A 24596-nucleotide genomic window follows, 5' to 3' on the forward strand; every position below is an offset into this window, starting at 1 on the left:
CGCACGACGTTCAGCCCGTGCGAAATCAGGCCACTTCGCCCGCCGCGCGCCCCGAGGCCCATGCCCACTGGAAGTTGTAACCGCCAAGCCAGCCGGTGACGTCGACCACTTCACCGACGAAATACAGGCCCGGCACGAGCTTGGATTGCATCGTGGTGGACGAAAGGCCATCGGTATCGACACCGCCAAGCGTGACTTCCGCCGTGCGATAGCCCTCCGTGCCACTGGCCACGACAGGCCAGTCGTGCAGCTGCTCGCCGATGCCTTTCAGTTCCGCCTCGCGGTACTGGCGCATCGGCTTGCTCTCGAACCATAGCTCGCACAGGCGCTGCGCGAGTCGCCGCGGCAACGCATCGCCCAACACATTCTTCAGTTCCGCCGCAGGTCGCGCGACGCGCTGCTCCTGCAGCCATGCAGCCAGATCGAGCCCGGGCGACAAGTCGATGCGCAGGTCATCGCCCGGCTGCCAGTACGAGGAAATCTGCAGGATGGCCGGACCACTGATGCCCCGATGGGTGAACAGCATGCCCGCACGAAACGAGCGCTTGCCCACGCGTGCATCCACCTGCGGCAGAGCCACGCCGGACAGGTCGTGGTAACGCTCCTGGTGCTTGCCGCTGAGCGTCAACGGCACCAGCCCCGCGCGCGTAGGCAACACCGCGTGGCCGAACTGGCGCGCCAGTTCGTAGCCGAAGCCGGTGGCACCCATCGTGGGAATCGACAGGCCACCGGTGGCGACCACCAGCGACTGCGCATGCACCTCGCCATGCGCCGTGATCACGCTGAAGCCCTCCTCCGTCTTGCGCACGCGCTGCACGCCGCAGGAGGTTTCAATGCGTACGCCGGCCTGCGCGCACTCGTCCAGCAGCATGCGCACGATCAGCTTGGACGACTCATCGCAGAACAGCTGCCCGAGTTCCTTCTCGTGGTAAGCGATGCGGTGCTTCTCCACCATGGCAATGAAATCCCACGGCGTATAGCGGGCCAACGCGGACTTGGCGAAGTGGGGGTTGGCGGACAGGTAACAGGCCGGCGTCACGCCCATGTTGGTGAAATTGCACCGCCCGCCCCCCGACATCAGGATCTTCTTGCCAACCTTGTTGGCATGGTCCACCACCAGCACGCTGCGTCCGCGCTGCCCGGCCACGATGGCGCACATCAGCCCGGCCGCGCCGGCACCCATGACCAATACATCCACTTTCACGCGCACACCGCCGTCATGACCTGCCCTCTGCCCGGTTGGCGGCGCATTATCCGACAGGACGGGCCATATCGCTTAAACTCGGGCTTTCCTTTCGTACCGGACCCGCCACCATGCCTTCCTTTGACGTCATTTCCGAAGTCGACAAGCACGAGCTGACCAATGCCGTGGACCAGGCCAATCGCGAGCTGGCCAACCGCTTCGACTTCAAGGGCTCCGACGCGAAGTTCGAATTGGACAAGTTCGTGATCACCCAGTCCGCACCCAGCGAGTTCCAGCTGGAACAGATGCTGGACATCCTGCGCGGCCGCCTGACCTCGCGGAAGATCGACATCCGCGCGCTGGAAGTGGGCGACGCTGAAACCAACCTCGGCGGCTCGCGTCAGAAAATCACCGTCAAGCAAGGCATCGAGCAGCCCATCGCCAAGAAGCTGGTCGCGTCGTTGAAGGACGCCAAGCTCAAGGTCGAAGCACAGATCAACGGCGACAAGTTGCGTGTCACCGGCAAGAAACGCGACGACCTGCAGCTGGCGATGGCAGTGCTGCGCAAGGCCGATGTGGAGCTGCCGCTGCAGTTCGACAATTTCCGGGATTGATGGTGGTAATTCGCTGTCGCGGGAGATTTTTGTTCTGACCTATTCCGGGCGGGCTTGAAGCGCACGGAATATCCCAGCTCCGCTTCTCGTGCCCGGTGGGATACACGGGGAGTGGACATGGACGGACGCGATATGGAAGCGCGGAGAGAGTTGGGCGAGAGGTCAAACTGGCCTCACCGATGTGCTCTTTAGCCGTCATTCCTGCGAAGGCAGGACAAGCGCGAGGCGCGCAGAACGCCCGTAGGGCGGCCCCGAAGGGGCGAGCGCAGCGAGTCATCCCGTGACTTTGGGCTCCGTTGTCGCGATAAGGCGACCTGGCTCGCCTGCGGCGGGCCTTCGACCTTCTGCCGGAGGGCGGGTCACTTTTCTTTGCTTGCCCAAGAGATCCCACGGGGACTAGCTTCGCGTCGAAAGTAACCCAAAGAAAGGCCCTCGGAAGATTCGCGGGCGGGTTGCGGGGATTGTGGACAGGGCATCCTGCCCTGACGCCAAACTGGCTCTCATCCCTGCGAGCCACCCTTCGCCCCCCGTCTGCCGCGTCATGCGGGGACCCGGGAGATCAAGAGCCAAGGTCAAAAGCCAAAGCAAAAACAGCCAGAGCAAGAGCCCGAGACCTCGGCGGAGCATCCCAAGAGGCGAGTCCCTTGTGGGAGCGCACCCTGTGCGCGACAGAGGCGTCTCGTGATCACCGCTCCGTTGGCTTGTCGCGCACAGGGTGCGCTCCCACAGATTGGCTTGTCGCGCACAGGGTGCGCTCCCACAGAAAAGCGGGGCGACCGTGCGTATCCCATCGGCGCCGAAGCAACGCGAGGCCCCGCTTTAAGTCCTCATCGCCATGGCGCGTTACGAAGCGCTTGGAAGTACCCGCTGTGTAGAGGCGGAGGTGGCCAAGCAACAACTTGCCTCAAGCGTTCATGCTTTTCCCATCGCAATGCTGCCAGCTCCTAAGGCCATTTTCTTTGGGTTACTTTTCTTTTGGGCCAGCAAAAGAAAAGTGACTCGGCCTTCGGCAGAAGGTCGAAACGCCCGCTGCGTAAGCGGCCCGATCGCGGTCACGCACGAGGCGACGACCGACCACTACCGCTACTGGATCCCGGCCTACGCCGGGATGACGGCGCTTATGACGCGATTGGGCTAGATCATTGGGCTAGATTGCAAAAGCCCCCATACGGAAATCCTGCGACGCAAGGCAGACACCCGTCGCAAGCGCTTCGCGCTTACCCAGCCCTCCCCCCATTCCCAAGACACGCCAACACCCACGAAAACCCCAAAAAAGAATCCAGGCTCAGCCCGCCAACCCCGCCGCAATATTCACGCTAATCGCGATGATGAACACGTTGAAGAAAAACGCGATCACCCCGTGCAACAACGCAACGCGGCGCAGATAACGGCTGCTGATCTGCACGTCGGACACCTGAAAGGTCATGCCGATCACAATGGCGAAGTACATGAAGTCCCAGTAATCCGGCTGGTCCGTGCCGGGAAACACCAGCCCCTCGTGCTTCTTGCCGAAGTCGCCGTAAAACCCGTGCGCGTAGTGCATGCCGAACATCACATTGAGGAACAACCACGACAGCACAATGCTGACGGCGGCAATCACCAGGGCCCTCGCATCGCCGCCCTTGGCCGCCCCCATTTCCGTGGTGAGCGCCAGCGAGACGAAGCCCGTCAATATCAGTGCCGTCCAAAGCACGCCCCAACGGCCAGTGTCCTGCCTGCGCGCTTGGCCCTGCATCAGCTCCAGCGACGTCATGCGGCAAAACAGCACGGTCAGGGCGCACAGGTACACCACCACGCCCAGGTCAAAGCCCAGCAGCAATGCCTTGGCCGGCTTCAGTCCCAGCCCGTACAGGAGCACCAGGCCCGTTACCAGCGCGAGCGCGCCGGAGATCATCAGGCGCGGGCGGGCACGCAGGATCCGGAAAGGGACAAAGCCACGCGCGTGCGGGCGGGTTTCGCCGGGTGTGGCGCTCATGCGGGCGACCCCACGGCGTTCAGGCAGCTTGTCGTCACGAATGATCTCTCCATGTCCCGGCAGCGGGCATGGCGCATTCTAGGGTCTGGGGGCCGGCTGTCGGCCATGGGGCCGCGACAACACGGCGCACCGGTTCAGACGTGCAGATCCTGGTATTCCGGATGACGGTTCATCCAGATCTCCGAATAAGAACAGGCCGGATCCACCTTCCAATGCTCGACGCGCGCCGTGTCCAGCGCCGTGCGCACCAGGTTGGAGGCGATGCCCCGCCCGCCCACGGCCGATGGCACGATGGTGTGGGTAATGGTCATCACGCCATCTTCAAGCGTGTAGTCCAGCACGCAGGGCACACCGTCCACCTTGGTTTCGAAGCGATGTGCCCTGGGGTTGTGATTGATCTCGGCGAACATGAAACGCACCTCGAGGAGCAAGGCGCGGAGATTAAAGCAAGTGGCAGCGAATCACGCGTGAAGACATGCGCCTCCGGCGTTCGCATTTCGTGCATAAGTCTTTCGACAAGCCTTGTAGACGGCGCCGCGCCCCGCGCCAAAGAGCTGAAGGTGACGGGAAACAAGGCTGCTCTTGCCTGGCCCGGCGACCCAAAAGAAGGCACGGCGATATTCACCAATGCCATCAACTGGGTGCTCCACGCTGGCCAGTCCGCGTGCAGGATGCTCAAGGCAAAGAGCAAGCCTGAGCCATCCCAGGAAGACTGAACACGCCAGCCGTGTCGACGCGATATTCACGCCCGTCATCCGCGTGGGCCACGCACGTGCTGGATAAGTGGCGACGCTGGCGCTGGCGGTCGATCCCGGCGCCATCCGCCGAGGAGGCAAGCACCGGGATCCGTTCCGTCAGCGACGCCAAGCCCCGTCGTTCAGCAGCCGGACGCCACCCGCACGGGTCGCTGCGTCGCCTGGCGCGCCGCACGACGGGCGCGCACGGCCTGTGCCAGGCGATCGAGCACCGCCACCGATGCGTCCCAGTCGATGCAACCGTCGGTAATGCTCTGCCCGTAGCGCAGGGGCTGGCCTTCCACCAGATCCTGCCTTCCGCCGACGAGATGGCTTTCCACCATCACGCCGACAATGCGCTGTTCGCCGGCCTCCAGTTGCAGCGCGATATCGTCGATCACGCGGGACTGGTTCTCCGGCTGCTTGTTGCTGTTGGCATGGCTGGCATCGATCATCACGCGCGCCGCCTGCCCACTCTTGGCGATGGCGACACATGCCGCATCAACGCTTGCCGCGTCATAGTTCGGCGTCTTGCCGCCGCGCAGGATCAGGTGGCAGTCCTCATTGCCGGTGGTGGCGGCGATGGCCGTCTGGCCGTCCTTGGTGACGGCCATGAAATGGTGCGGCTGCGAGGCTGCGCTGACCGCGTCCACCGCGATCTTCACGTTGCCGTCGGTACCGTTCTTGAAACCCACCGGGCACGACAGCCCCGATGCCAGCTCGCGATGCACCTGGCTCTCCGTGGTGCGCGCGCCGATGGCGCCCCACGCGACCAGGTCGGCGATGTACTGCGGCGTGATCATGTCCAGGAACTCGCAACCCGCCGGCATGCCCAGCTCGTTGATGTCGCGCAACAGGCCGCGCGCCAGGCGCAGGCCCTTGTCGATGCGGAAGCTGCCGTCGAGGTCGGGATCGTTGATGAGCCCCTTCCAGCCCACCGTGGTGCGTGGCTTCTCGAAGTACACGCGCATCACGATCTCCAACTCGCCCGCGTACCGCTGGCGCTGCTCGACGAGCCGTTCGGCGTATTCCAGCGCGGCCTGGGTGTCATGGATCGAGCACGGGCCGATGACCACGGCAAGGCGATCGTCATCGCCTGCCAGGATGCGGTGCAAGGCGCGTCGAGAGGCGCTGACGGTGTGTGCCGCGTGCACGCTCGCGGCACAGTCGCGCATCACCTCGGCCGGCGGGCTGAGCGGTGTGATGGCGCGGATGCGTAGATCGTCGGTGGAAGGGTTCACGGTGGTCTCCTCGGGGGGTTCCACTCGCGGCCACAAAAAAGGCCGCCAGTGGTGGCTGGCGGCCTTTTTGGGAATGGTGTCTTGTCGTCAGGACAATCGCGACCAACCCTCCGCCAGCGGCATCGGATAGCCGTAAAACCAAAAATACTGGCGGGCGGTGGGGAAGGTCATGGCGACAAGGAATAACACAGGCTTTTCGCGCATGCAAAGGGTGCATTTGAAACCAAGGCAGACGGCGGACGTTAAACTCGCCGCATGGCTTCTCCGTGGAACCTCCTGACCCGCCCCGCCCGCGAACCCATCCGACGCTGGGTGCTCAGCGCGTTCCCGCGCGGCGGTGGCGGCCATGTCGATTACGACCATCCCGCCGGCGACGCCGGGTTGTTCGGCCCCGACAGCGCCACCTGGCGCGTGCACGCGGACTTCCCCGGCATGTTGGCCGGCGGGCTTGCGGCGTTGATGCTGCAGACCCTGCATCCGCTCGCACTGGCCGGCGTGTGGGACCACTCCAACTTCCGCGACGATCTCATCGGCCGCCTGCGTCGCACCACATCGTTTGTCAGCGGCACCACCTATGCGCCGCTCGACCAAGCGCAGATGCTGATCGAACGCGTGAAGCATATCCACGCGCAGGTCAAGGGCGTGAGCGACGATGGACGTCCATACGCTGCCGACGACCCGGATCTGCTCACCTGGGTCCACGTCACCGAAGCCTATAGTTTCCTGCAGGGCTACCGCCGCTACAGCCACATCGCCCTGCCTGCCGGCGCCGCCGATCGCTACTACGACGAGGTGCGACGCATCGCGGAGGCGCTGGGCGCGCGTGACGTACCGGCATCGGAAGCGCAGATCGGCGCCTATTTCCGCCGCGTGCGCCCTGAACTCCGTTTCGGTGACCGCTCGCGTGAGGTGCTGGACGTGCTGTATCGCGTGCGCCTGCCGGTGCCGGTGGCGGGGCTGTCGCGCGATGTCTTCCTGCAGGCCGGTGCCGCCCTGTTGCCGGCCTGGGCGGATACCCTGCTGGAACGCACCCCGCTCCAGCGCGCGCAGTCAAGGCTGGCGGCCAGAGCGCTCTGGTCGGTGGCGCCGGTGTTCCGCATGGCATTGCACGATGGCATCGCAAGCCGTGCCAGCGCGCGCGTGGGCGTACCCGCGGAAACACTGCAACGCTGGCGCTGAAGTGATGCCCCGGCGCAAGGCCGGGCGTCCCCTGCCCCAGTCGCCCGGCCAACGAGATTGACACGCCCCGCCGATCCGCTAACGTCGCCGGACCTGAACGCCCCGCGCAAACCAACGGAACGGCAAGAGGCAGCTTCCCAGTGGCGACGCTCATCCCATCCCGAAACAGTTGCCTGCCGCAGATGACCAGCGGCGAGAAGCGCTTTTCCGAACGCCTGGAGCAGAAGCTCGAGGACGACTACCTCCTGTGGTACGACGTGGCCATCGGCGCGAAGCAACGTCGCCCCGACTTCATCGTGTTCCATCCGCGTCGCGGATTGCTGGTGCTGGAGGTGAAAGACTGGAAGCCCGGCACCATCCAGCAGGCAGACCGTACGCTGTTCACGCTGATCACCGGCAGCAGCAGCGTGAAGGAACACAACCCGCTGATGCAGGCCCGCGACGGCGCCAACGAGATCAGCAAGGTGCTGCAGCGCGATCCGGCCTTGTGCTATCCGCCCGGCCACGCCTACGAAGGCAGGCTGCAGATGCCGCTGGGCTACGGCGTGGTGCTCGCCAACCTGAGCCGCAAGCAGTTCGAGGCCGGTCAGCTGGAATCGGCCATTCCTTCGCATCTCGTCATCTGCCAGGACGAAATGTACGACTCCGTGGAGCCGGAGGCGTTCCAGGAACGTCTGTGGGCGATGTTCCCGCAGGTATTCCCTACGGCGCTTACCCTGCCCCAGATCGACCGCGTGCGCTGGCACCTGTTCCCGGAGATCCGCGTAGAGGCCGGTGAAGGCCAGTTCGGCCTGTTCGCCTCCAGCGGCCGCAGCAAGGTGAGCAAGGTCGCCATTCCCGACCTGATCCAGGTGATGGATGCGCAACAGGAAATGCTTGCGCGCTCGCTGGGCGATGAGCATCGCATCATCCACGGCGTGGCCGGCTCCGGCAAAACCATGATCCTGGGCTTCCGCGCGATGGAACTGGCGCGCTCGCTGTCCAAACCCATCCTGGTGCTCTGCTACAACACGGCGCTCGCGGCACGACTCGAGCAGTTGATGGGCGAGCGCGGCCTCAGCGAAAAAGTGCAGGTGTACAACTTCCACAAGTGGTGCCGCAGCATGCTCACGGCGTACCACGTACCGTTGCCGGAGGAAGGTCCGCATGTGGCCGAGGAGCTGCCGCCCGCCGTGATCGCGGGCGTGGACAGCGGCCAGATCCCGCGCTTCCAGTACGGTGCCGTGCTGATCGACGAAGGCCACGATTTCGAGCCGGAGTGGTACAAGCTGATCGTGCAGATGATCGATCCCAACACCAACTCGCTGCTGGTGTTGTACGACGACGCGCAGAACATCTACGGACAGGCCAGCCGCAAGAAGCTCAGCTGGAAAAGCCTGGGCGTGCAGGCGCAGGGCCGCACCACCATCCTCAAGCTCAACTATCGCAACACGCTGGAAATCCTCTCCGTGGCGCGCGGCTTCGCCAACGAACTGTTGCTGGGCCGCGACGAGGATGAAGACGGCATTCCCCTGATCGAACCGCAGAGCTCGGGACGCCGTGGCGCCTTGCCCGAACTCATCCGTGTCGAACAGCAGAAGGATCAGTTGCCGGCGATCATCCAGCGCCTGCGCGACGAACTCGCCGGCGCACGCACCGCCTCGGACATGGCGGTGATCTTCCGCAACAGCTGGGAGGGCGAAAAGCTGCATGAGGCACTGCAGCACGCCGGCATTCCCAGCCAGCTCGCCGAGGGCAACGGCTCCAGTTCGCTGTTCGTGGTGGACAACACGGTCAAGCTGATCACCATGCAGGCCAGCAAGGGCCTGGAATTTCCGCTGGTGATCATCCCGGGCCTGGGCTCGCTGCCCAAGCCCGGCAAGAACGAAGCCGAAGAGGCGCGCCTGCTCTATGTCGCGATGACCCGTGCGACGGAGCGCCTGGTGCTGATCCACCACGAAGATTCGATTTTCAGCCAGCGCATCCGCAACTCCATCAACGAGGTGCAGCAGCAGCTCGCAAATGCGTGAGCACGTACCCGTTCAGCCTCCGTGGCCGCTTAGCCCCCCTTCCCTTGCCGTGCCCATGGGGTTAAATAGTCGGACAAATTGGCTGCCGGTGATGTGTCCATGCGCGATCTGTTTGACGATACCGTTCTTGCACCCCAACCGCTCGACTTCGCGCTGACCCTGCCCGCCCGCTTCTACACCGATCCGCGCATGCCCCAGCTGGATGCGCGCGCGATCTTTGCGCGCAGCTGGCAGCTGGTATGCCACCAGTCGCAGGTGGCCGCCACGGGCGACCACGTAGTGACGGAGATCGCCGGCCTGCCGCTGATTGTGGTGCGCGGCGAAGACAACACCATCCGCGCCTTCCACAACGTGTGCCGCCATCGCGCCGGCCCCATCGCCAGCTGCGATGGAAAAGGTGCCAAGGCGCTGCGCTGCCGTTACCACGGGTGGACGTACGGCCTGGACGGCGTGCTGCGCGGCGCGCCCGAGATGGGCCGAACGCAGGATTTCAATCCCTCGGACATCCGCCTGCCCGAAGTGCGCGTGCAGGTATGGCAGGGCCTGGTGTTCGTGGCGATCGGCGATGCACCGCCCTTCCGCGAACTGGTCGCCGGCATCGATGAACGACTGGGCCCTGACCGCTCGCTGGAGCACTACCAGTTCCATCACCGCGCCAGCTACGAGGTGGCCTGCAACTGGAAGGTGTACGTGGACAACTACCTGGAGGGTTACCACGTGCCGCATATCCATCCGGGCCTCAACAGCCTGCTGGATTACCGCAGCTACATCACCGAGACGGCCCAGTGGTATTCGTTCCAGTACAGCCCGCTGGAAAGCGGCGGCGATCTCTACGGCAGCGGCGAGGCGCTGTACTACTTCATCCATCCCAACACCATGCTCAACATCCTGCCCTCGCGCCTGCAGACCAACCGCGTGCTGCCGCTGGGCGTGGACCGTTGCCGGGTGGAGTTCGACTTCTACTACCCCGCCGACGACAGCGCGCAAGCGCAGGCCCGCCGCGTGCGTGACGTCGAATTCAGCGACGAAGTGCAGGACGAGGATGTGACCATCTGCGAGGACGTGCAGCGCGGCCTCGCCTCCGGATCGTACGACGCCGGCCGCCTCAATCCGCTGCGGGAGAACGCCGTGCACCACTTCCACGAGATGGTGCGCCGCGCCTATCGCGAGTCACTCACCGCCGCATGAACACATCAACCAAGGTGATTGGCCAGTGGACCCTGGTCGCGCTGGTGATCGGCAACATCATCGGCTCGGGCATTTTCGTGCTGCCCGCCGCGATGGCGCCGTTCGGTGCCGCCAGCCTGCTCGGCTGGGCGGTGACGCTGTGCGGGGCACTGGCGCTGGCGCAGGTATTCGCTTGGCTGGCGCGCAGCATCCCCAACCATGGCGGGCCTTATGCGTACGCTCGCGGGGCCTTTGGCGATACGGTGGGTTTCCTGGTCGCGTGGAGCTACTGGATCTGCACGTGGTCGGCGAACGCGGCGTTGGCCGTGGCGTTCACCGGCAGTCTGGGTGCGTTGTTGCCCGCCGTGACGGCCACGCCATTGCGCAGCGCCCTGTGTGCACTGGCCGCGCTGTGGATATGCACGGGCATCAACCTCTCGGGCGTGCGCGAAGCCGGACGCGTCGCGGTGGTCACTACGCTGCTCAAGCTGGTCCCGCTGCTGGTGTTCGGCCTGATCGGGCTGGGCACCTTGAACGCGGGTTCGTTTCATCCGTTCAACCCTGAGGGTCAATCACTACCCGGCGTCGCACTGTCCACTGCCACCCTCGCGTTGTGGGCGCTGCTGGGACTGGAAACGGCCACGGTGCCGACCGGCGTGGTGAAGGATCCGATGCGCACGGTGCCGCGCGCGACGATCATCGGCACGCTGGTCGCCGGCATCGCCACCATGCTGGCGTGCACGGTGGTCATCGGCATGCTGCCGCGCGATCAGCTCGCCGCTTCCGCTGCCCCCATGGCGGCAGCGGCCACGCACGCCTGGGGCACGGCAGCCGGCATCGGCGTGGCGGTGGTGGCCGTGGTGTCGTGCTTTGGCACGCTCAATGGCTGGGTGTTGCTGGTGGCGCAGACCACCATGGCTGCCGCCCAGGACGGCATGTTCCCGAAGTGGTTCGCCCGCGTGGATCGCCACGGCACGCCGTGGATCGGGTTGCTGGTCAGCAGCGTGCTCACCAGCGCGCTGATCGCGGCTAACTTCACGCGCTCGCTGGTGGCGCTGTTTACCTTCGTGATCCTGTTGTCCACTGCCACCAATCTGCTGCCCTACCTGGTGACGACGTTGGCGTGGTGGCGGCTGGAAGGTGGTCGTTCGACATGGGTGCGCAGGGTCATCGCCACGGTCGCCTTGCTGTTCTCGCTCTGGGCGCTCGCCGGCGCCGGCGCGGAGCCGCTGCTGTGGGGAGCGGTGTTGCTGCTGGCCGGCTTTCCGCTTTACCTGTGGCGACGCTACTCGGCGCGCCGCGCGCTGCTCGCTATGGGTCCGTCGTCCGCCAGCCGTTGACGCCTTCTTCGCGGGGGTGGCGGTCTCATCCAAACGGTTGTCCGGGGAGAAGCCACCATGAAGCGCGCCGTATTGATCGTACTGTTGCTCTTCGGATCGGCATGGATGAGTCCCGCCGTCTTCGCGCAGGGACTCAATGGCGTGGTGACCTCGTACGTCGACCTCTACGCCGGACCGGACGCGGGGTACCCCACCATCGCCCAGCTGCCCGCCGGCACCGCCGTATCGATCCAGGGCTGCACGGAGGGCTGGGGTTGGTGCGATGTGATCACCATGGGCCTGCGCGGCTGGGTGGCCGGCACTTTCGTGCAGTACACCTACCAGAACCAGCCGGTCTACGTCGCCGACTACGGCGCGCGCATCGGCATTCCCATCATCACCTTCTCGATTGCCGCCTATTGGGGCTCGTACTACGTGAATCGCCCGTTCTACCGGAACCGCGATTACTGGTATGGCCGTCCATATGCGTTGCGGCCGCCGCCGCGGCCACCGGGCTGGCGGCCGGGATACCGCCCGCCGCCCCCCGGTTACCGGCCACCGCCGGGCGGCGGACATCGCCCACCGCCGCCGGGCAACCGACCGCCGCCGCAGGGGCATCGCCCGCCCTCCAACAACCGTCCGCCGCCCAACCCGGGAACGCGTCCGCCGGGGCACAATCCACGCCCGCCCGGTGACAACCGACCGCCCCCGGGCAATCGTCCGCCGCCGAACCAGGGCGGCAACCGGCCGCCACCGGGACAGGGCAATGGTCGTCCGCCGGGGCAGAAGCCGCAGACGCGACCCGCCCCCGGCAACCCGAACCGCAACCAAGGCAACCAAGGCGCCTGAGCGACTGCCCCTGGCTGACGCCACAGCGCGTCGGTTTGTGCCGGCGCGCGTCGTCGCGAATGGCTGGCATGCTCATCACATTGAGCGCATTAGCGGCTTTTCCCTGACGTTGCGGCGATATCGCCGCGCCTGCGGCATGGCATGACTCTTGCCCCTCTCTTTCCCGTGGAAGCGGCTTCCGGCAGGACGCCGCCAGGTTATCCGTGGCAGGCGCCCGACCCGGCATGCCGAGCGCCTACCGCCGACCGCGGGCGAGGCGCATGATCCGTGGCAGGCACGCGCCATGCCGTTGCAGCAGCAGGCTCTCGCATGGGTGTCAACGTACAAGGCTGGTCCAGGCGCCGACTGTTCCCCGTGACGGTCCGCTTGCCGTTGGCTGCCGCCAACGACAGCCAGCTGCATCGCCGCCATTACGTGCCGGTGCATGTGAAGTTCGTGCTCGCATTCGCCGTCGCGCTGGCGTGGGCCGTGCTCGCCTATGCCGTGGCTGGACGCTGGATCGGCGTGCAGGAAACGCCGGGAAAGCAGCTGGCCGCGCACCTGCTGGTCCTGGGTATCGCCGTGCTTCCGGCGTTCATGAACGCGTTTCTGGCGATGGGGCTGCTGCTTGACCGCCGACCCGCGCGCTCGCGCTTCGCCGATGCCGACTTTCCCGGCGTGACGATCCTGATGGCCGTGCACAACGCCGAAGACACCGTCCTCGACACCCTGGCGGGCATTGCGGCGCAACGTTACCCGGCGCCCTTCGAAGTTCTGGTGATCAACGACGGCTCCACCGACGCCACCCTGGCACGCCTGCGCGGCGCGGCCCACGCGTGGCTGGAAGTGCTCGACCTCAAGAGTGCCGGCGGCAAGGCCAGGGCGCTCAATGCGGGACTGAGGCTCGCGTCCTATCCCGTTACCGTGACGCTGGACGCCGATACCCACCTGCACCCGCAAGCGCTGCGGCAACTGGTGACGCGCTACATGAGCGATCCGCCGAATACCGCCGCCGTCGCGGGCACGGTGCTGGTGCGCAATTCGCGGCAGAGCCTCGTCGCGCGCATGCAGGAGTGGGATTACTTCCACGGCATCTCGGCGACCAAGCGCGTGCAGAGCCTGTGCCAGGGCACGCTGGTCGCGCCGGGCACGTTCTCGCTGTATCGCACCGACATCCTGCGCGTTGTCGGCGGCTGGCCCGAGTGCGTGGGGGAAGACACCGTGCTGACCTGGGCGATCCTGCGCGACCATCACCGGGTGGGTTACGCGGAGGATGCGATCGCCTTCACCCGCGTGCCCGCCTCGCTGCCCCGGTTCATCGAGCAGCGCGGTCGCTGGTCGCGCGGCGTGGTGGAAGCCTTCAGGGCACATGGCTCGCTGCTGTTCCGTCGCCGGCTGAGCACGTTTTTCATCTGGTGGAGCCTGCTGTTCCCGTACACCGACCTGGTCTACGCGGTGGCGCTGGTGCCCGGCATCCTGCTCGCGTGCGCGGGCGCCTACTGGCTGGCGGGTGCGCTGCTGGCCTTCGTGATGCCCATGGCGCTGCTCACCAATCTGATGGTCTACGCGGCACAGTCGCGCATGTTCCGCGCGCTGGGGCTCTCCGTGCGCCGCAACCCGTTCGGGCTGCTGGGCTACGCACTCGTGTATGGGCTGGTGCTCAAGCCCGCCAGCCTGATGGGTTACATCTCAGGCATGCTCCCACGGCGCTGGCACGGCAGGACGTACTGACGCGCGCTCCGCTCAGGTTGCCGGCCACGGCCACCATCCCGAACGCTGGAGCGCATAGCGATCGGCCGCCTGCTCAAACCGGTTGCCCGCGCTGATGCCACCGCATGCCGCATAGAGCGGCAGAAACAGTGGCCCCAGCACCATGTACTGGAACACGTGCGCGCGTTCATGGTCGGCCAGCGAGATGCACGGCTCCTGCCGATGGCCGGCGCGATGCGCATAGGTGAAACACGGCGTATCCAACTGCTCGCAGGAATAGAGGATGACGTTGCCCAATGTGAGCGCGCCACCACTTCCGATGCGCGGCATGCAACGGAACCCCAGCGCCAAGTCGCGCCGCCGCCATTCCGGCCGCGCGCCCCACGGCACGCAGGCAAGGCCTGCCAGCACGCCCAGCAGACTATTGGGCAAGGTCCAGGCCACGCCTGCCAGCAACGCGATCCAGCGGCCCGCCTTGAGTCCATGCCTTCGCCCAACCACGGCCACCCTCCCTTGTTTCCTGCCGCCGGGGACACCATCTGACGACGCAATGAGTCTTGGTCATCGAGGCCTGCCATGTCCACCACGCTGTCGATTCCCTGCCCGCATTGCTCCGCGCTCAACCGCGTGCCCGAGGAACGCCTGGGCGAGCATCCGGTGTGCGGCCGTTGCAAGCACGCGCTGTTCGAGGGCAAGCCGGTCACGCTCACGGCGAACAACTTCGACGCGGTGGCGACACGCGGTGACCTGCCCGTAGTGATCGATTTCTGGGCACCTTGGTGCGGCCCCTGCGTGGGCTTTGCGCCGGTTTTCGCGGAGGCGGCGGCCAGCCTGGAACCGCAGCTGCGGCTCGCCAAGGTGGATACCGAGGCCCAACCCGCGCTGGCCCAGCGTTTCGGTATCCGCAGCATCCCCACCCTGCTGGTGATGCGCAACGGCCGCGAAGTGGCGCGACAGGCCGGCGCCATGAACGGCGTCCAGCTGCGCCAGTTCCTGGCCAATACCCTGCGCTGAGCCGGTCTAGGAACTGCAGGAAAGCATCGAGCAGCCGGCCTTGTGCGTGGCCCATGCCGGGCGCTTGCGCGCAAAGCGCTCGTTCCCCGGCTGGTCATCGTAAGGGTGTCGCATGACCTCGAGCAGTTCGTGGATGCCCGCGTAGTCGCCCTGCATCGCGCGATCGATGGCTTCCTGCGCGAGGTAATTGCGCAGGACGTAACGTGGGTTGGTGGCGCGCATGCGGACGCGGCGCTGCTCCGCGGAAAGCGCGTCGCCCCGCGCACGGGCGGCATAGTTTTCCAGCCATGACTGGAAGGCAGGCTCGAACTGCTGGCGCTTCGCCTCGTCGTAGAACGATTCGTGCAATGGCGCCAGCGAAGGCCGGGCCGGGTCCACGTCGGCCAGTGCGCGGAAGAACAGCGTCATGTCGACCTCCGCATCGGCCAGCAAGGTGTGGAGTTCGCGCATGCGCTCGACGTCCTCGTCCCTGCACGATGCAAGGCCCAGCTTGGCGGCGATGTCGTCGCGATCCGCCTGGGCATAGACCTCCGCGTAACGATCCAGCCCCGCCTGCAATGGCTCCGTACCGCTGAACAGCGGCGCGATCGCCATGGCCAGGCGGCTAAGGTTCCACCACGCCACGTTCGGTTGCTGGCCGAATCGGTAGCGTCGACGGCCGGCGTCGGTGGTATTGGGCGTCCATTCCGGGTCGAAATGGTCGATCCAGCCGTACGGGCCATAGTCGATGGTGAGCCCCAGGATGGACATGTTGTCGGTGTTCATCACGCCATGCACAAACCCCACGCGCATCCAGTGCGCCACCATCCGTGCCGTGCGCTCGCACACCTGGTTGAACCACTGTTCGTAAAGCGCTTCGCCTTCGCCCTGCAACGCAGGAAAGTCCCGGGCGATGGTGAAGTCGACCAGGCGCTTCAGCAGCGGGATATCCCCACGTGCCGCCGGCAGCTCGAAGTTGCCGAAGCGGATGAATGAGGGCGCGACGCGACACACAATGGCGCCCGGCTCTTCCTGCGGATGCCCGTCGTAGAACATGTCGCGCACGACCTGGTCGCCGGTCACGACCAGGCTGAGCGCCCGCGTGGTGGGCACGCCAAGATGGTGCATCGCTTCGCTGCACAGGAATTCGCGGACGGACGAGCGCAGCACCGCGCGCCCGTCGGCACCGCGGGAGTAAGGCGTGCGGCCCGCGCCCTTGAGCTGGAGTTCCCAGCGCGCGCCGTCGCGGGCCAGCACCTCGCCCAGCGAAATCGCGCGCCCGTCGCCCAGTTGGTCTGCCCAGACACCGAACTGGTGCCCGCCGTAGTTGGCGGCGAACGGCTCCATGCCCTCGAGCAGGGCGTTGCCCCCGAGCACCTGCGCAAACTCAGGGCTCTCCATGTCCGCGGCATCCAGGCCCAGTGCCTGCGCCATTTCAGGCGACCATGCCACGACCCGCGGCGAGGCCACGGGTGTGGGCTGGACGCGCGAGTACACGGCCCCCAGCACCTGGCGGGGATGCGCCCCCTCCCCGGTGTCGGCCGGCAGTTCGCGAACGAAAGCGTTGTCGAAAGTCAGTGATGACATGGCTTGGCTTGGTGGGAAGGGCGGGCCATTCACCGTGCCGCGAAGGCACGGCGGATGGTGGCGGAATCGCCGGACGGGACGCGATTCATCTTTGTGAAGACTGTCACATTCCTTTCAAAGAACTTACGACGAAATTCATGCCTTGTTGGCATTTGTGCAACACGCGTGAAACTGTTTATATGTGCCTCGAACGGCCACGCAGGGGTGGCCGGGAGTCCGACACATGCACATGCTCCATGCACGTTCCGCCATCGAGCGCGGAATGCAACTGGTAGCAGGGATGCTGAACCACCGGGACAGTGACGTCCGCAACCACCGACGTCAGGATCGCAGCCCATTCCAGCTGGTTTCCTGGCAACCAGGCGCGCACTCCAGGCGCGAAGACGAACTGGCGCGCCGTCAGCAGAACTCGTTCGGCTGAAAAACGCCTGCCCAGCCAGTACGCATCAAGCGCGTGCCGGTGCTTCAAAGATGCGCGCGATCTCCTGATCTTCAAGCGCGCGCCATTCGCCGTGCCGCAGCTCGCCCAGCGTCAGTGCGCCCACGGACACGCGCGTCAGCGCCTCCACGTGATTGCCCACCGCGGCGAACATGCGCCTCACCTGGTGGTAGCGCCCTTCCGTCAAGGTCAGACGCGCACGGCGTGGCGCCAGCACGTCCAGTACCGCAGGCTCCAGTGGCGTCGTTTCGGATTCGAGCATCATCGTGCCGCTGCCGAAGAGTTCGCCCTCATCGCCACGCAGGTCGCTGGCCAATACCGCCTCATAGACCTTCGCCACGCGCGCCTTCGGCGAGATGATCCGATGCAGCAACGCTCCGTCGTCGGTGAAAAGCAGCAGGCCCGACGTATCGCGATCCAGCCGTCCCACCGTGGAGAGCGCCGGATCGCGCATGCGGTAGCGCGGCGGCAACAAGTCGTAGACGACCCGCCCGATGTCCTTGCGTGAACACGTGGCACCCAGCGGCTTGTTCATCACCAGCACCATGCCCGTGGGCGGGTCCAGCGGTTCCTCGTCGATGCGGATGTGCTCGTGCGGCACCTTGTCGTCGGCATAGAGCACGTCGCCATCGGGATCGGTGATGCGTCCTTCGCGGAACATCAGCGCCACGTCCTTGCGGGTGCCATAGCCCAGGTTGGCGATAAGCTTGACTAATTTCATGCGCGCACTCCGCGTGCCTCGATCACCTTGAAGCCGTCCTGCATCACCACGGTGCGTACCTCGTTGAAACGTGCGGCCAGCGTGGCCTCATAGGGAAGATGACGATTGGCCACCAGCCAGAACCTGCCATGCGGCAGCAAGGCATCGGCGGCGGTATCGATGAAAGCGCGCCCGAGTTCGGGAAGATCGGCGCGCCCTTGATGAAAAGGCGGATTGCTCACCACCACGTCGTATCGTTGCGGCAAGCCCCGCGTCACGTCATGCCAGTGCACGGCAAAGGCGACATCGCGGCCGCTGTCACGCTGCGCGCGATGCAGATTCTGCCGAGCCGGCTCCAACGCACGCGCCTCGGCCTCGTAGAGATCGATGGATGACACGCCCGGGCAGCGCTCGATCACCTGGGTCGAGAGATAACCGTAGCCGGCGCCCAGGTCCGCCACGCTGCCGGCGAGATCGGCCGGCAGATGCGCCGCCAGCAAGGCCGAGGCGGTATCCACGCGATCCCAGGCGAACAAGCCCGGACGGCTGACATACCCGGCGTCGTTCGTTCGCGGCGTGTCGAACGCCTCCCACGTCGCGAGCAGGCCGGCATCCACCGGCCCGCCTACCGGTTGCGTCCAGAACACGCGGCATTTGTGCTTGGACAGCTGGTGCAGCGGTCCCGCCAGCTGGGTCAGGTCGCTTTCGGCCGACCGGGCACCTTCCGCGTTGGGCACGGCGGCAAGCACCACCCCGCCCTCCGTGACCCGGCGCAACGCACGCGCGAACAAGGCCCGCGCCTCGTCACGCTGGCGTGGCGGCAAGACCAGCACCAGCGGGAAGCGCCCATCGCCTCCCGGCGGCAACACGTCAAAACCACTGCGCTCCAGCGCGTCGGCAAACGGCCTGAAGCCCTGTTCGCATACCCAGTCTTTGCCCGCCATCTCGCGCAGCCGGAAACCGTCGCGTGCACGCAGGAACAGCACGCGCCCATCGGCGGGCATCGCCAGGGCGCCGGTTTCAAACGGCACGAAGAGGGCCTCCAGCGCCACGTCATGGACGGCAGGAGCGAACGAAGCGGGCATGGGGACGATGCGATCGTTGAACGGGTGCCTATGTTACCAACGTCAACGCCCGCCCCAAGGCGCCATCACGCTGGCTCGGGCAAGGCCAGTTCGCTGGTGAATTCGCGATGCACGCCACTGAGGGGGTCCATGAAGGACAACCGCCGGGCCAGCAGCTGCAGCGGGCGCGCATGGTCGTCGGGCCGTGGCTCGGGCAGGTCCGGGTAGAACGGGTCGTACAGGATGGGCGCCCCCAGGGCGGCCATGTGCACGCGCAGCTGGTGCTTTTTGCCGGTCACCGGCTGCAGGGCATAGCGCCAGTGCGTGGCATGGCGCTCGAGCACGTCGATGCGCGTTTCGCTGTTGGGCTCCCCCGGCACTTCGTGCATGCGGAAAAAAGGCTCGCCGGCCTCGATGCGCGAACGCCTTACCAGCGGGAACGACTGGGCCGGCAAGGGTGCAGCCCACGCCTCGTAGCCCTTTTCAATGCGCTGCTGGCGAAACAGCGACTGATAGGCGGCACGGCTGTCGCGGTCGGCCGAAAACATCACCAGTCCGGCGGTGTGCCGGTCGATGCGGTGCAAGGGCACCAGATCGGCGTTGCCGAGCGTACGCACCAGGCGCGCCAGCACGGTTTCCTCCACGAAGCCGCCCGCCGGGGTCACCGGCAGGAAGTGCGGCTTGTCCACGACCACGAGGTGGGCGTCGACATGCAACAGGGTTTCGTGGAAGGGGATGGGATCCTCCCGGGGCACCTCGCGGAAATAGTGCACGCGCAGCCCGGGACGGTACGGTGCATCGGCACGCAGCGGCTGCCCGGCGGCGTCAAGCACGCGCGCGCGGGCGAAACGATCCTCCCATACCGTGCGCCCGATCCGGGGAAACAGCGCGCACAGCCCGTCCAGCACGGTAGCCCATGATCCTTGTGGCAAATGCACCGTACTGGCGGCGGGCGGGCGGGACATCGGGCAACTCCGGGGCGGTCGTGCGACAGCTTACCCCGTCCGTTTTTCCGCGGCGGCACCGCACCTGCGCCCGGCTGCCACGAAGCGCCCGATATGACTTCCGGCGTACACCGCTCCAACGCCACGGACGTTGGATAAACTCAGTGAAGAACGGGTTCCGCACCCAGGGACGGCGCCACCCGATGCGCCCACAAACTGACGAGGCAGCACATGGACAAGCCGGCACACCCTGCTCGGCAAGCGCGCACTTCGAACCCCCGGCATGCATGGCCAGCCGTTGCCTGGCTGGCCGGCCTGGCGCTGGCGGCCATGCCGTCGCTGCATGCGGCGACCCTGGACCCTGCCGTGCTGCCGCAGGTACAGGCCGCGACCTTCGAGGTGGTCATCCCCAAGCCGGAGAAAGACCCCCTCACCTACGAGAAACCGCTGCCGCTGGACCAGTTGCCCTACCAGCAGCGCACGGACAAGTTCTATTCCGTCGGCACCGCCTTCGCGATCGGCGAGAACCGCTATGTGACCGCTGGCCACGTGCTCTCGCTGGGCATCGACAGCCTGATGGGTGAGCCGGCCGTGCGCGACGCGTCCGGCCACGTCTACGCCATCGACAAGGTCACCCGCTACTCGCTGCACGAGGATTTCGTCGAGTTCACGCTGAAGAACCCGCCCAAGGTCGCGCCACTGGCGATCAACACCCAGCCGGACATGAACCAGGTGGTCTACGCCGTGGGCAATGCGCTGGGCACCGGCGTCGTGATCCGTGACGGCCTGTACACCTCGCAGACGCCGGAAGAGCAGGACGGCCGCTGGAAATGGATGCGCTTTTCCGCGGCGGCATCGCCCGGCAACAGCGGCGGCCCCTTGCTGGACAAGGACGGCAAGGTCATTGGCGTGGTGGTGATGAAGTCGCCCGACGAAAACCTCAACTACGCGCTGCCCATCGACCTGGTGATGAAGGCGCCGGCCAAGCAGGGCAGCATCGACACGCGCGAGAGCTATCAGCTGGACGTGATCGAGGACAGGCACACCGGCGCATTCAAGGCGCAGTTCCCGCTGCCCAAGTCTTTCGCCGATTTCAGCGCGACCTACCAGCAGCTCCACAACGCGGACGTTGACCAGAAGCTGCACGACCTGCTGGCCGAAAACGCCGGCACGATGTTCCCCAACGGCGCCGGCTCCAACCGTCTGCTGCACAGCTTCTCCACGCTCGATCCCTTCCCCACCCTGCTCCATCGCAACAGCAACGGCACCTGGGTCATCGCCAGGGCCAACGAGAGCAAGGCCGTGCTGCCGCGCAACGGTTACCTCAGCCGCGCCGCGGTCGGCCAGCAGGTGATGTTCCACCTGCGCAAGCCCGACGACATCACCAGCAAGCAGTTGTACGACGATTCGAAGCTCTTCATGGATCTGGCGCTGAAGGCTGTTCCGCTGCAGCGCCGCGTGGGTGCGGAGCAGGTCAACATCACCTCGCTGGGCAAGCCGTCGCTGGAACGCGATTACACCGACACCTACCAGCGCCGCTGGCAGATCCGCGAATGGCCGATGGCGTACGACAACGGGCTGGTGGTGGCCTTCCTGCTGCCGGTGCCCGACGGTTATGCGGCGATGCTCCGCGTCACCAACAACCGCAGCGAGCACGAAGACATGGCAGATATGAAGCAGCTCGCCAACTACGTCTACGTGTCCTACAGCGGCACGCTCGCCCAGTGGAAGGAATTCCTGGCCAACACCGCCCTGCTGCCCAGCGTGCTCTCGGACATCGCCATCCGCTTCAACTATGGCGATGATTTCAAGTACCAGTCGCGACGCCTGGGCTTTGGCTATACACCTTCGCTGCAGAAGATCGACGCGGACAGCCAGCTCGTGCTCGGCATGTCCTACTTCCAGGACCACGGCAAGACCGTGTGGGATGTCTCCCGGGTGGACGTGAAAGCCAACGTCGAGAACGCCGAGCACGTGAGCGTCAGCCGGCACGTGGCACCATCGGACGACCTGGACGACGGTTTCCGCAACCGCTGGGGCAAGATCGTCAACCGCAGCCACCCCGACGACGGCGTGCCCTACAGCGAAAACGACATGACCTATATCGGCACGGTGGGCGGCACCAAGGCCAACGCCGACACCAAGCCGGAAGTGCTCTACACCGCGTTCTACGGCGTGGACGGGCCGCGCCCGGAAGACGCCATGAAGGGCAAGCTCAACCTGCTTCTTGAAAAGCTGCAGGTCAACGAGCGCTGAGGGCGGTCAACAAAGCTCCCCTACACCTCAATCCCATCATTCCGGCGCAGGCCGGAATCCAGTGGCGGCATCGTTTGGTTTTTTGCGAAGAGCGGATCGACGTTGTCGCGAAAACCTGGCACTCGGCAACTGGATTCCGGCCTGCGCCGGAATGACGGGATTGAGGGCTCGCTTGGAATCAGGGAGGCTGCCGCCTTGCAGGGTTTTGTCAGCGACACCAAGGGGCCGCTAACTCTATCCCTGCATGGCACACCACGCTTGAGGTTGGCACGCCGCGCCTCAGCGCGGCTCGGTGATCTCGGTCTGGCACTCCACTTCGACCTCGGCCATCGCGGTGTGCGGTACGCGCGGTTGCGTGGTCAGCCGCTGGTACCAGCGCCATGCTACCCACCCCACCAGCGTCAGCAGGCTCGCGCCCAACGCGAGATAGACCATGTGCCCGGACAACAGCGGCGACAGCACGCCCGCCACGATCGCGCACAACAACAGGCTGCAGAACGCCTGCACCGACGAGGCGCCGCCACGGCGCTGCGGGAACCGGTCCAGCAGCAGCAAGGTCAGCGTGGGGAAGGCCAGCTGTATGCCGATGCCATGCAGCACCAGCGGCAGCATGGACCACGGCAACACCGGCTCGGAGGTCACCAGCGCGATCAGCAGATGCAGCCCGCAGGCCAGCAGCATCGCGCTGTAGCCCAGGTTCACCGTGTAAGTCACGCTGCGACGATGGGCCATGCGCCCCGACAGCCACGCGCCGATCATCAGGCCCGCCACGGTGGGCAGGAACAACCACGGAAACCCTTGCGCGGACAGGTGCAGCAGATCGCGGATGATGTGCGGCGCGGAGGCGATGTAGAGGAACAGCCCGGCGAAGTTCACCGTGCACGACAACAGCAGCGGCCAGAACGGCCGGTCCCTGCCGAAGCTGACGTAACCGCGGATCAGCGTGGAGGCGTTGAACGGCGTACGCGCCGCCGGCGGATGGGTTTCCTCCAGGAACAGCACCAGGGCCACCGCGATCACCAGGGTGAAGCCCATCAGCACCCAGAAGATGCCGTGCCAGCCGTTGAGGAACAGCAGCTGCGCGCCAACGATCGGCGCGATCACCGGCGCGACGCTGAAGATCATCATCACGCGCGACATCAGCTGCTGCGCCGCCGCGCCCTCCAGGCTGTCGCGCACGATGGCGCGCCCCACCACCAGGCCCGCGCCGGCACACACGCCCTGCATCGAGCGGCAGGTCAGCAACATGCCGTAGGAGGTCGACATCGCCGCGCCGGCCGAGGCCAATGCATACACCAGCATGCCCGTCACGATCACCGGCTTGCGGCCGATCGCGTCGGAGATGGCGCCGTGGAACAGGCTCATCACCGCGTAGGTGATCAGGTACATGCTGATCAGCTGCTGCAGCCCGGTGCTGTCCACGCCGAAGCGCTCGCCAATCAGCGGGAATGCCGGGAACACGGCGTCGATCGAGAACGGACCGATCATCGACAGGCCCGCCAGCAGCCACGGCAGGCTGCGCCGGACGGGGCGCGGAGTGGGTGTCATGGGCATGGGCACGGCGGGCGAGGAGCGTCGAGTATAGCGGCGCGATACCTGCCATCGATCCATGACGTTCGACGGATCATCCGCTACGATCCCCTCCCGAGGGAATCTCGAAAGCCCGGCTTTTGCCCTCCCTACCCGCGAAAGCGGTAGTGACGGGCTTTCGAGGTACCCGACAGGGAGATGGCATGCCTCCCGCCCCGGCCGAGCCATGCGGGGCGAACCACCTTCGGGTTGATGATGCCTGCACCACCGGGCTTTCCGGGGCGCAGGCGCGTGCCTGTTTCCGGGAAGTCCATCCGAAGTTCCTCGGTACGGGAGACGACAACGTGGGCTTTACCGGTTTTCTCGCCGTCGGCATCGGCGGCGCATTGGGTTGCTGGCTGCGCTGGACACTGGGCGTGCTGTTCAACCCGATCTTCCCCACCGTGCCGCTGGGCACGCTGGCCGCCAACCTGGTCGGCGGCCTGCTGATGGGCGTGGTGCTGGGCGTCTTTGACCACTTCCAGACCCTGCCGCCCGAACTGCGCCTGTTCGCCGCCACCGGCTTCCTGGGCGGCCTCACCACGTTCTCCACTTTTTCGGCCGAATCGACCACGCTGCTGTTGCGCCAGCAGTATCTTTGGTTCGGTGGCCACCTGGCGCTGCACTTGGTTGGCTCCATCGCGATGACCGTCACCGGCATCGCCCTTACCCGCGCCGTGCTGCGCTAGGAGGGGCCATGAACAACCCGCAACAAGGCGTCCTGCTCAGCTTCTATACCCACTCCCGGGCCCGCCACGGTGGCATGCTGGTGTTCGAGTGGTTGCTTGAACACGCGCGCGCCCACGGCATTGGCGGCGGCTCGGCGTTCCGAGCCATTGGCGGTTTCGGCCGGCACGGCGTGCTGCGCGAAGAGCAGTTTTTCGAGCTGGCGGACGACCTTGCCGTGAAAGTGGAGTTCCTGGTCACCGAGGCGCAAGGACAGGCATTGATCCAGACGGTGCGCGAAAGCGGCGTCGACGCGGTGTATGCAATCGCTTCCGCAAGCTTCGAGATACTGGGCAGGCCGCCGGGTACCGGCTAGGGCAGCACCACGCAGGCCCTGCCTTTCATCGTTGCCATGCCAT

23 protein-coding genes and 1 riboswitch are annotated in these 24596 nt (G+C 65.9%); of the genes, 13 read left to right on the forward strand and 10 right to left on the reverse strand.

Annotated features, from left to right (window positions below; all coding sequences use genetic code 11):
- Window positions 1–25: 25 nt before the first annotated feature.
- Window positions 26–1204: an NAD(P)/FAD-dependent oxidoreductase gene (locus HY57_RS17605; protein WP_026033990.1), complete on the reverse strand. Its 1179-nt coding sequence runs from the start codon at window positions 1202–1204 to the stop codon at window positions 26–28.
- A gap of 110 nt (window positions 1205–1314) precedes the next feature.
- On the opposite strand from HY57_RS17605, the gene HY57_RS17610 reads away from it, so the two are divergent.
- A complete protein-coding gene (locus HY57_RS17610) occupies window positions 1315–1797 on the forward strand; it encodes a YajQ family cyclic di-GMP-binding protein (protein ID WP_019465646.1) in 483 nt (160 codons plus the stop codon).
- Window positions 1798–3082: 1285 nt separating this feature from the next.
- Here the strand turns inward: HY57_RS17610 and HY57_RS17615 are convergent.
- The gene (locus tag HY57_RS17615) at window positions 3083–3772 is read right to left on the reverse strand and encodes a DUF1345 domain-containing protein (RefSeq protein ID WP_019464860.1); all 690 of its coding nucleotides are present in this window, start codon (window positions 3770–3772) and stop codon (window positions 3083–3085) included.
- 134 nt (window positions 3773–3906) lie between these two features.
- Entirely contained in the window at window positions 3907–4182 is a 276-nt protein-coding gene (locus HY57_RS17620) for a GNAT family N-acetyltransferase (RefSeq protein ID WP_026033854.1), read from the reverse strand.
- On the opposite strand from HY57_RS17620, the gene HY57_RS21735 reads away from it, so the two are divergent.
- Window positions 4162–4488 carry a hypothetical protein gene (locus HY57_RS21735; protein WP_144240855.1) on the forward strand — a complete coding sequence of 109 codons (327 nt, stop codon included), beginning with the start codon at window positions 4162–4164 and terminating at the stop codon, window positions 4486–4488. The genes HY57_RS17620 and HY57_RS21735 overlap by 21 nt on opposite strands.
- Before the next feature lie 161 nt (window positions 4489–4649).
- Here HY57_RS21735 and HY57_RS17625 read toward each other — a convergent pair whose 3' ends face one another.
- Window positions 4650–5747 (reverse strand): 3-deoxy-7-phosphoheptulonate synthase, encoded by a 1098-nt coding sequence (locus HY57_RS17625; protein WP_019464858.1) that lies wholly within the window; start codon window positions 5745–5747, stop codon window positions 4650–4652.
- 255 nt (window positions 5748–6002) lie between these two features.
- On the opposite strand from HY57_RS17625, the gene HY57_RS17630 reads away from it, so the two are divergent.
- The 6 genes from HY57_RS17630 to HY57_RS17655 all read left to right on the forward strand — a co-directional run bounded on the left by HY57_RS17630 (window position 6003) and on the right by HY57_RS17655 (window position 13980).
- A complete protein-coding gene (locus HY57_RS17630) occupies window positions 6003–6926 on the forward strand; it encodes an oxygenase MpaB family protein (protein ID WP_019464857.1) in 924 nt (307 codons plus the stop codon).
- 182 nt (window positions 6927–7108) lie between these two features.
- A complete protein-coding gene (locus tag HY57_RS17635) occupies window positions 7109–8935 on the forward strand; it encodes a 3'-5' exonuclease (protein WP_019464856.1) in 1827 nt (608 codons plus the stop codon).
- Between the two features lie 99 nt (window positions 8936–9034).
- Window positions 9035–10123, forward strand: a complete 1089-nt coding sequence (locus tag HY57_RS17640) for an aromatic ring-hydroxylating oxygenase subunit alpha (RefSeq protein ID WP_019464855.1) — start codon at window positions 9035–9037, stop codon at window positions 10121–10123.
- Window positions 10120–11442 carry an amino acid permease gene (locus tag HY57_RS17645; protein WP_019464854.1) on the forward strand — a complete coding sequence of 441 codons (1323 nt, stop codon included), beginning with the start codon at window positions 10120–10122 and terminating at the stop codon, window positions 11440–11442. Before HY57_RS17640 ends, HY57_RS17645 begins: the two co-directional genes overlap by 4 nt.
- 57 nt (window positions 11443–11499) lie before the next feature.
- A complete protein-coding gene (locus tag HY57_RS21860; protein ID WP_019464853.1) occupies window positions 11500–12270 on the forward strand; it encodes an SH3 domain-containing protein in 771 nt (256 codons plus the stop codon).
- A gap of 354 nt (window positions 12271–12624) precedes the next feature.
- Window positions 12625–13980, forward strand: a complete 1356-nt coding sequence (locus tag HY57_RS17655; protein WP_235186586.1) for a glycosyltransferase — start codon at window positions 12625–12627, stop codon at window positions 13978–13980.
- Window positions 13981–13992: 12 nt separating this feature from the next.
- On the opposite strand, the gene HY57_RS17660 is transcribed toward HY57_RS17655, so the two are convergent.
- Complete coding sequence (locus HY57_RS17660) at window positions 13993–14466, reverse strand: hypothetical protein (RefSeq protein WP_019464851.1); 474 nt, start codon at window positions 14464–14466, stop codon at window positions 13993–13995.
- A 69-nt stretch (window positions 14467–14535) separates the two neighbouring features.
- Here HY57_RS17660 and trxC point away from each other — a divergent pair, with 69 nt between their 5' ends.
- Entirely contained in the window at window positions 14536–14973 is a 438-nt protein-coding gene (trxC, locus tag HY57_RS17665) for a thioredoxin TrxC (protein WP_019464850.1), read from the forward strand.
- A 6-nt stretch (window positions 14974–14979) separates the two neighbouring features.
- On the opposite strand, the gene HY57_RS17670 is transcribed toward trxC, so the two are convergent.
- On the reverse strand, window positions 14980–16539 hold the full coding sequence (locus HY57_RS17670) for a protein adenylyltransferase SelO (RefSeq protein ID WP_019464849.1): 1560 nt from the start codon (window positions 16537–16539) through the stop codon (window positions 14980–14982).
- Window positions 16540–16762: 223 nt separating this feature from the next.
- On the opposite strand from HY57_RS17670, the gene HY57_RS17675 reads away from it, so the two are divergent.
- Window positions 16763–16960: a hypothetical protein gene (locus HY57_RS17675; RefSeq protein ID WP_019464848.1), complete on the forward strand. Its 198-nt coding sequence runs from the start codon at window positions 16763–16765 to the stop codon at window positions 16958–16960.
- A 25-nt stretch (window positions 16961–16985) separates the two neighbouring features.
- Here the strand turns inward: HY57_RS17675 and HY57_RS17680 are convergent, their stop codons facing one another.
- The 3 genes from HY57_RS17680 to HY57_RS17690 form a co-directional block, all read right to left on the reverse strand.
- The gene (locus HY57_RS17680) at window positions 16986–17699 is read right to left on the reverse strand and encodes a pseudouridine synthase (RefSeq protein WP_019464847.1); all 714 of its coding nucleotides are present in this window, start codon (window positions 17697–17699) and stop codon (window positions 16986–16988) included.
- Window positions 17696–18763 (reverse strand): class I SAM-dependent methyltransferase, encoded by a 1068-nt coding sequence (locus HY57_RS17685; protein WP_019464846.1) that lies wholly within the window; start codon window positions 18761–18763, stop codon window positions 17696–17698. The genes HY57_RS17680 and HY57_RS17685 overlap by 4 nt, the downstream gene beginning before the upstream one ends.
- A 65-nt stretch (window positions 18764–18828) precedes the next feature.
- Entirely contained in the window at window positions 18829–19707 is an 879-nt protein-coding gene (locus tag HY57_RS17690) for a pseudouridine synthase (RefSeq protein ID WP_026033851.1), read from the reverse strand.
- A 210-nt stretch (window positions 19708–19917) separates the two neighbouring features.
- On the opposite strand from HY57_RS17690, the gene HY57_RS17695 reads away from it, so the two are divergent.
- Entirely contained in the window at window positions 19918–21942 is a 2025-nt protein-coding gene (locus HY57_RS17695; protein WP_019464844.1) for a S1 family peptidase, read from the forward strand.
- Window positions 21943–22221: 279 nt separating this feature from the next.
- On the opposite strand, the gene HY57_RS17700 is transcribed toward HY57_RS17695, so the two are convergent.
- Window positions 22222–23490 (reverse strand): multidrug effflux MFS transporter, encoded by a 1269-nt coding sequence (locus HY57_RS17700; RefSeq protein WP_038581356.1) that lies wholly within the window; start codon window positions 23488–23490, stop codon window positions 22222–22224.
- Between the two features lie 167 nt (window positions 23491–23657).
- Window positions 23658–23741, forward strand: a riboswitch (Fluoride riboswitch).
- Window positions 23742–23816: 75 nt separating this feature from the next.
- On the opposite strand from HY57_RS17700, the gene crcB reads away from it, so the two are divergent.
- Together crcB and HY57_RS17710 are read left to right on the forward strand one after the other, a co-directional pair.
- Window positions 23817–24200: a fluoride efflux transporter CrcB gene (gene crcB, locus HY57_RS17705; RefSeq protein WP_019464842.1), complete on the forward strand. Its 384-nt coding sequence runs from the start codon at window positions 23817–23819 to the stop codon at window positions 24198–24200.
- An 8-nt stretch (window positions 24201–24208) separates the two neighbouring features.
- Entirely contained in the window at window positions 24209–24553 is a 345-nt protein-coding gene (locus HY57_RS17710; RefSeq protein ID WP_019464841.1) for a DUF190 domain-containing protein, read from the forward strand.
- The last annotated feature ends 43 nt before the right edge of the window (window positions 24554–24596 follow it).

The organism is Dyella japonica A8 (genome assembly GCF_000725385.1).
GTDB classification, from domain to species: Bacteria; Pseudomonadota; Gammaproteobacteria; order Xanthomonadales; family Rhodanobacteraceae; genus Dyella; species Dyella japonica_C.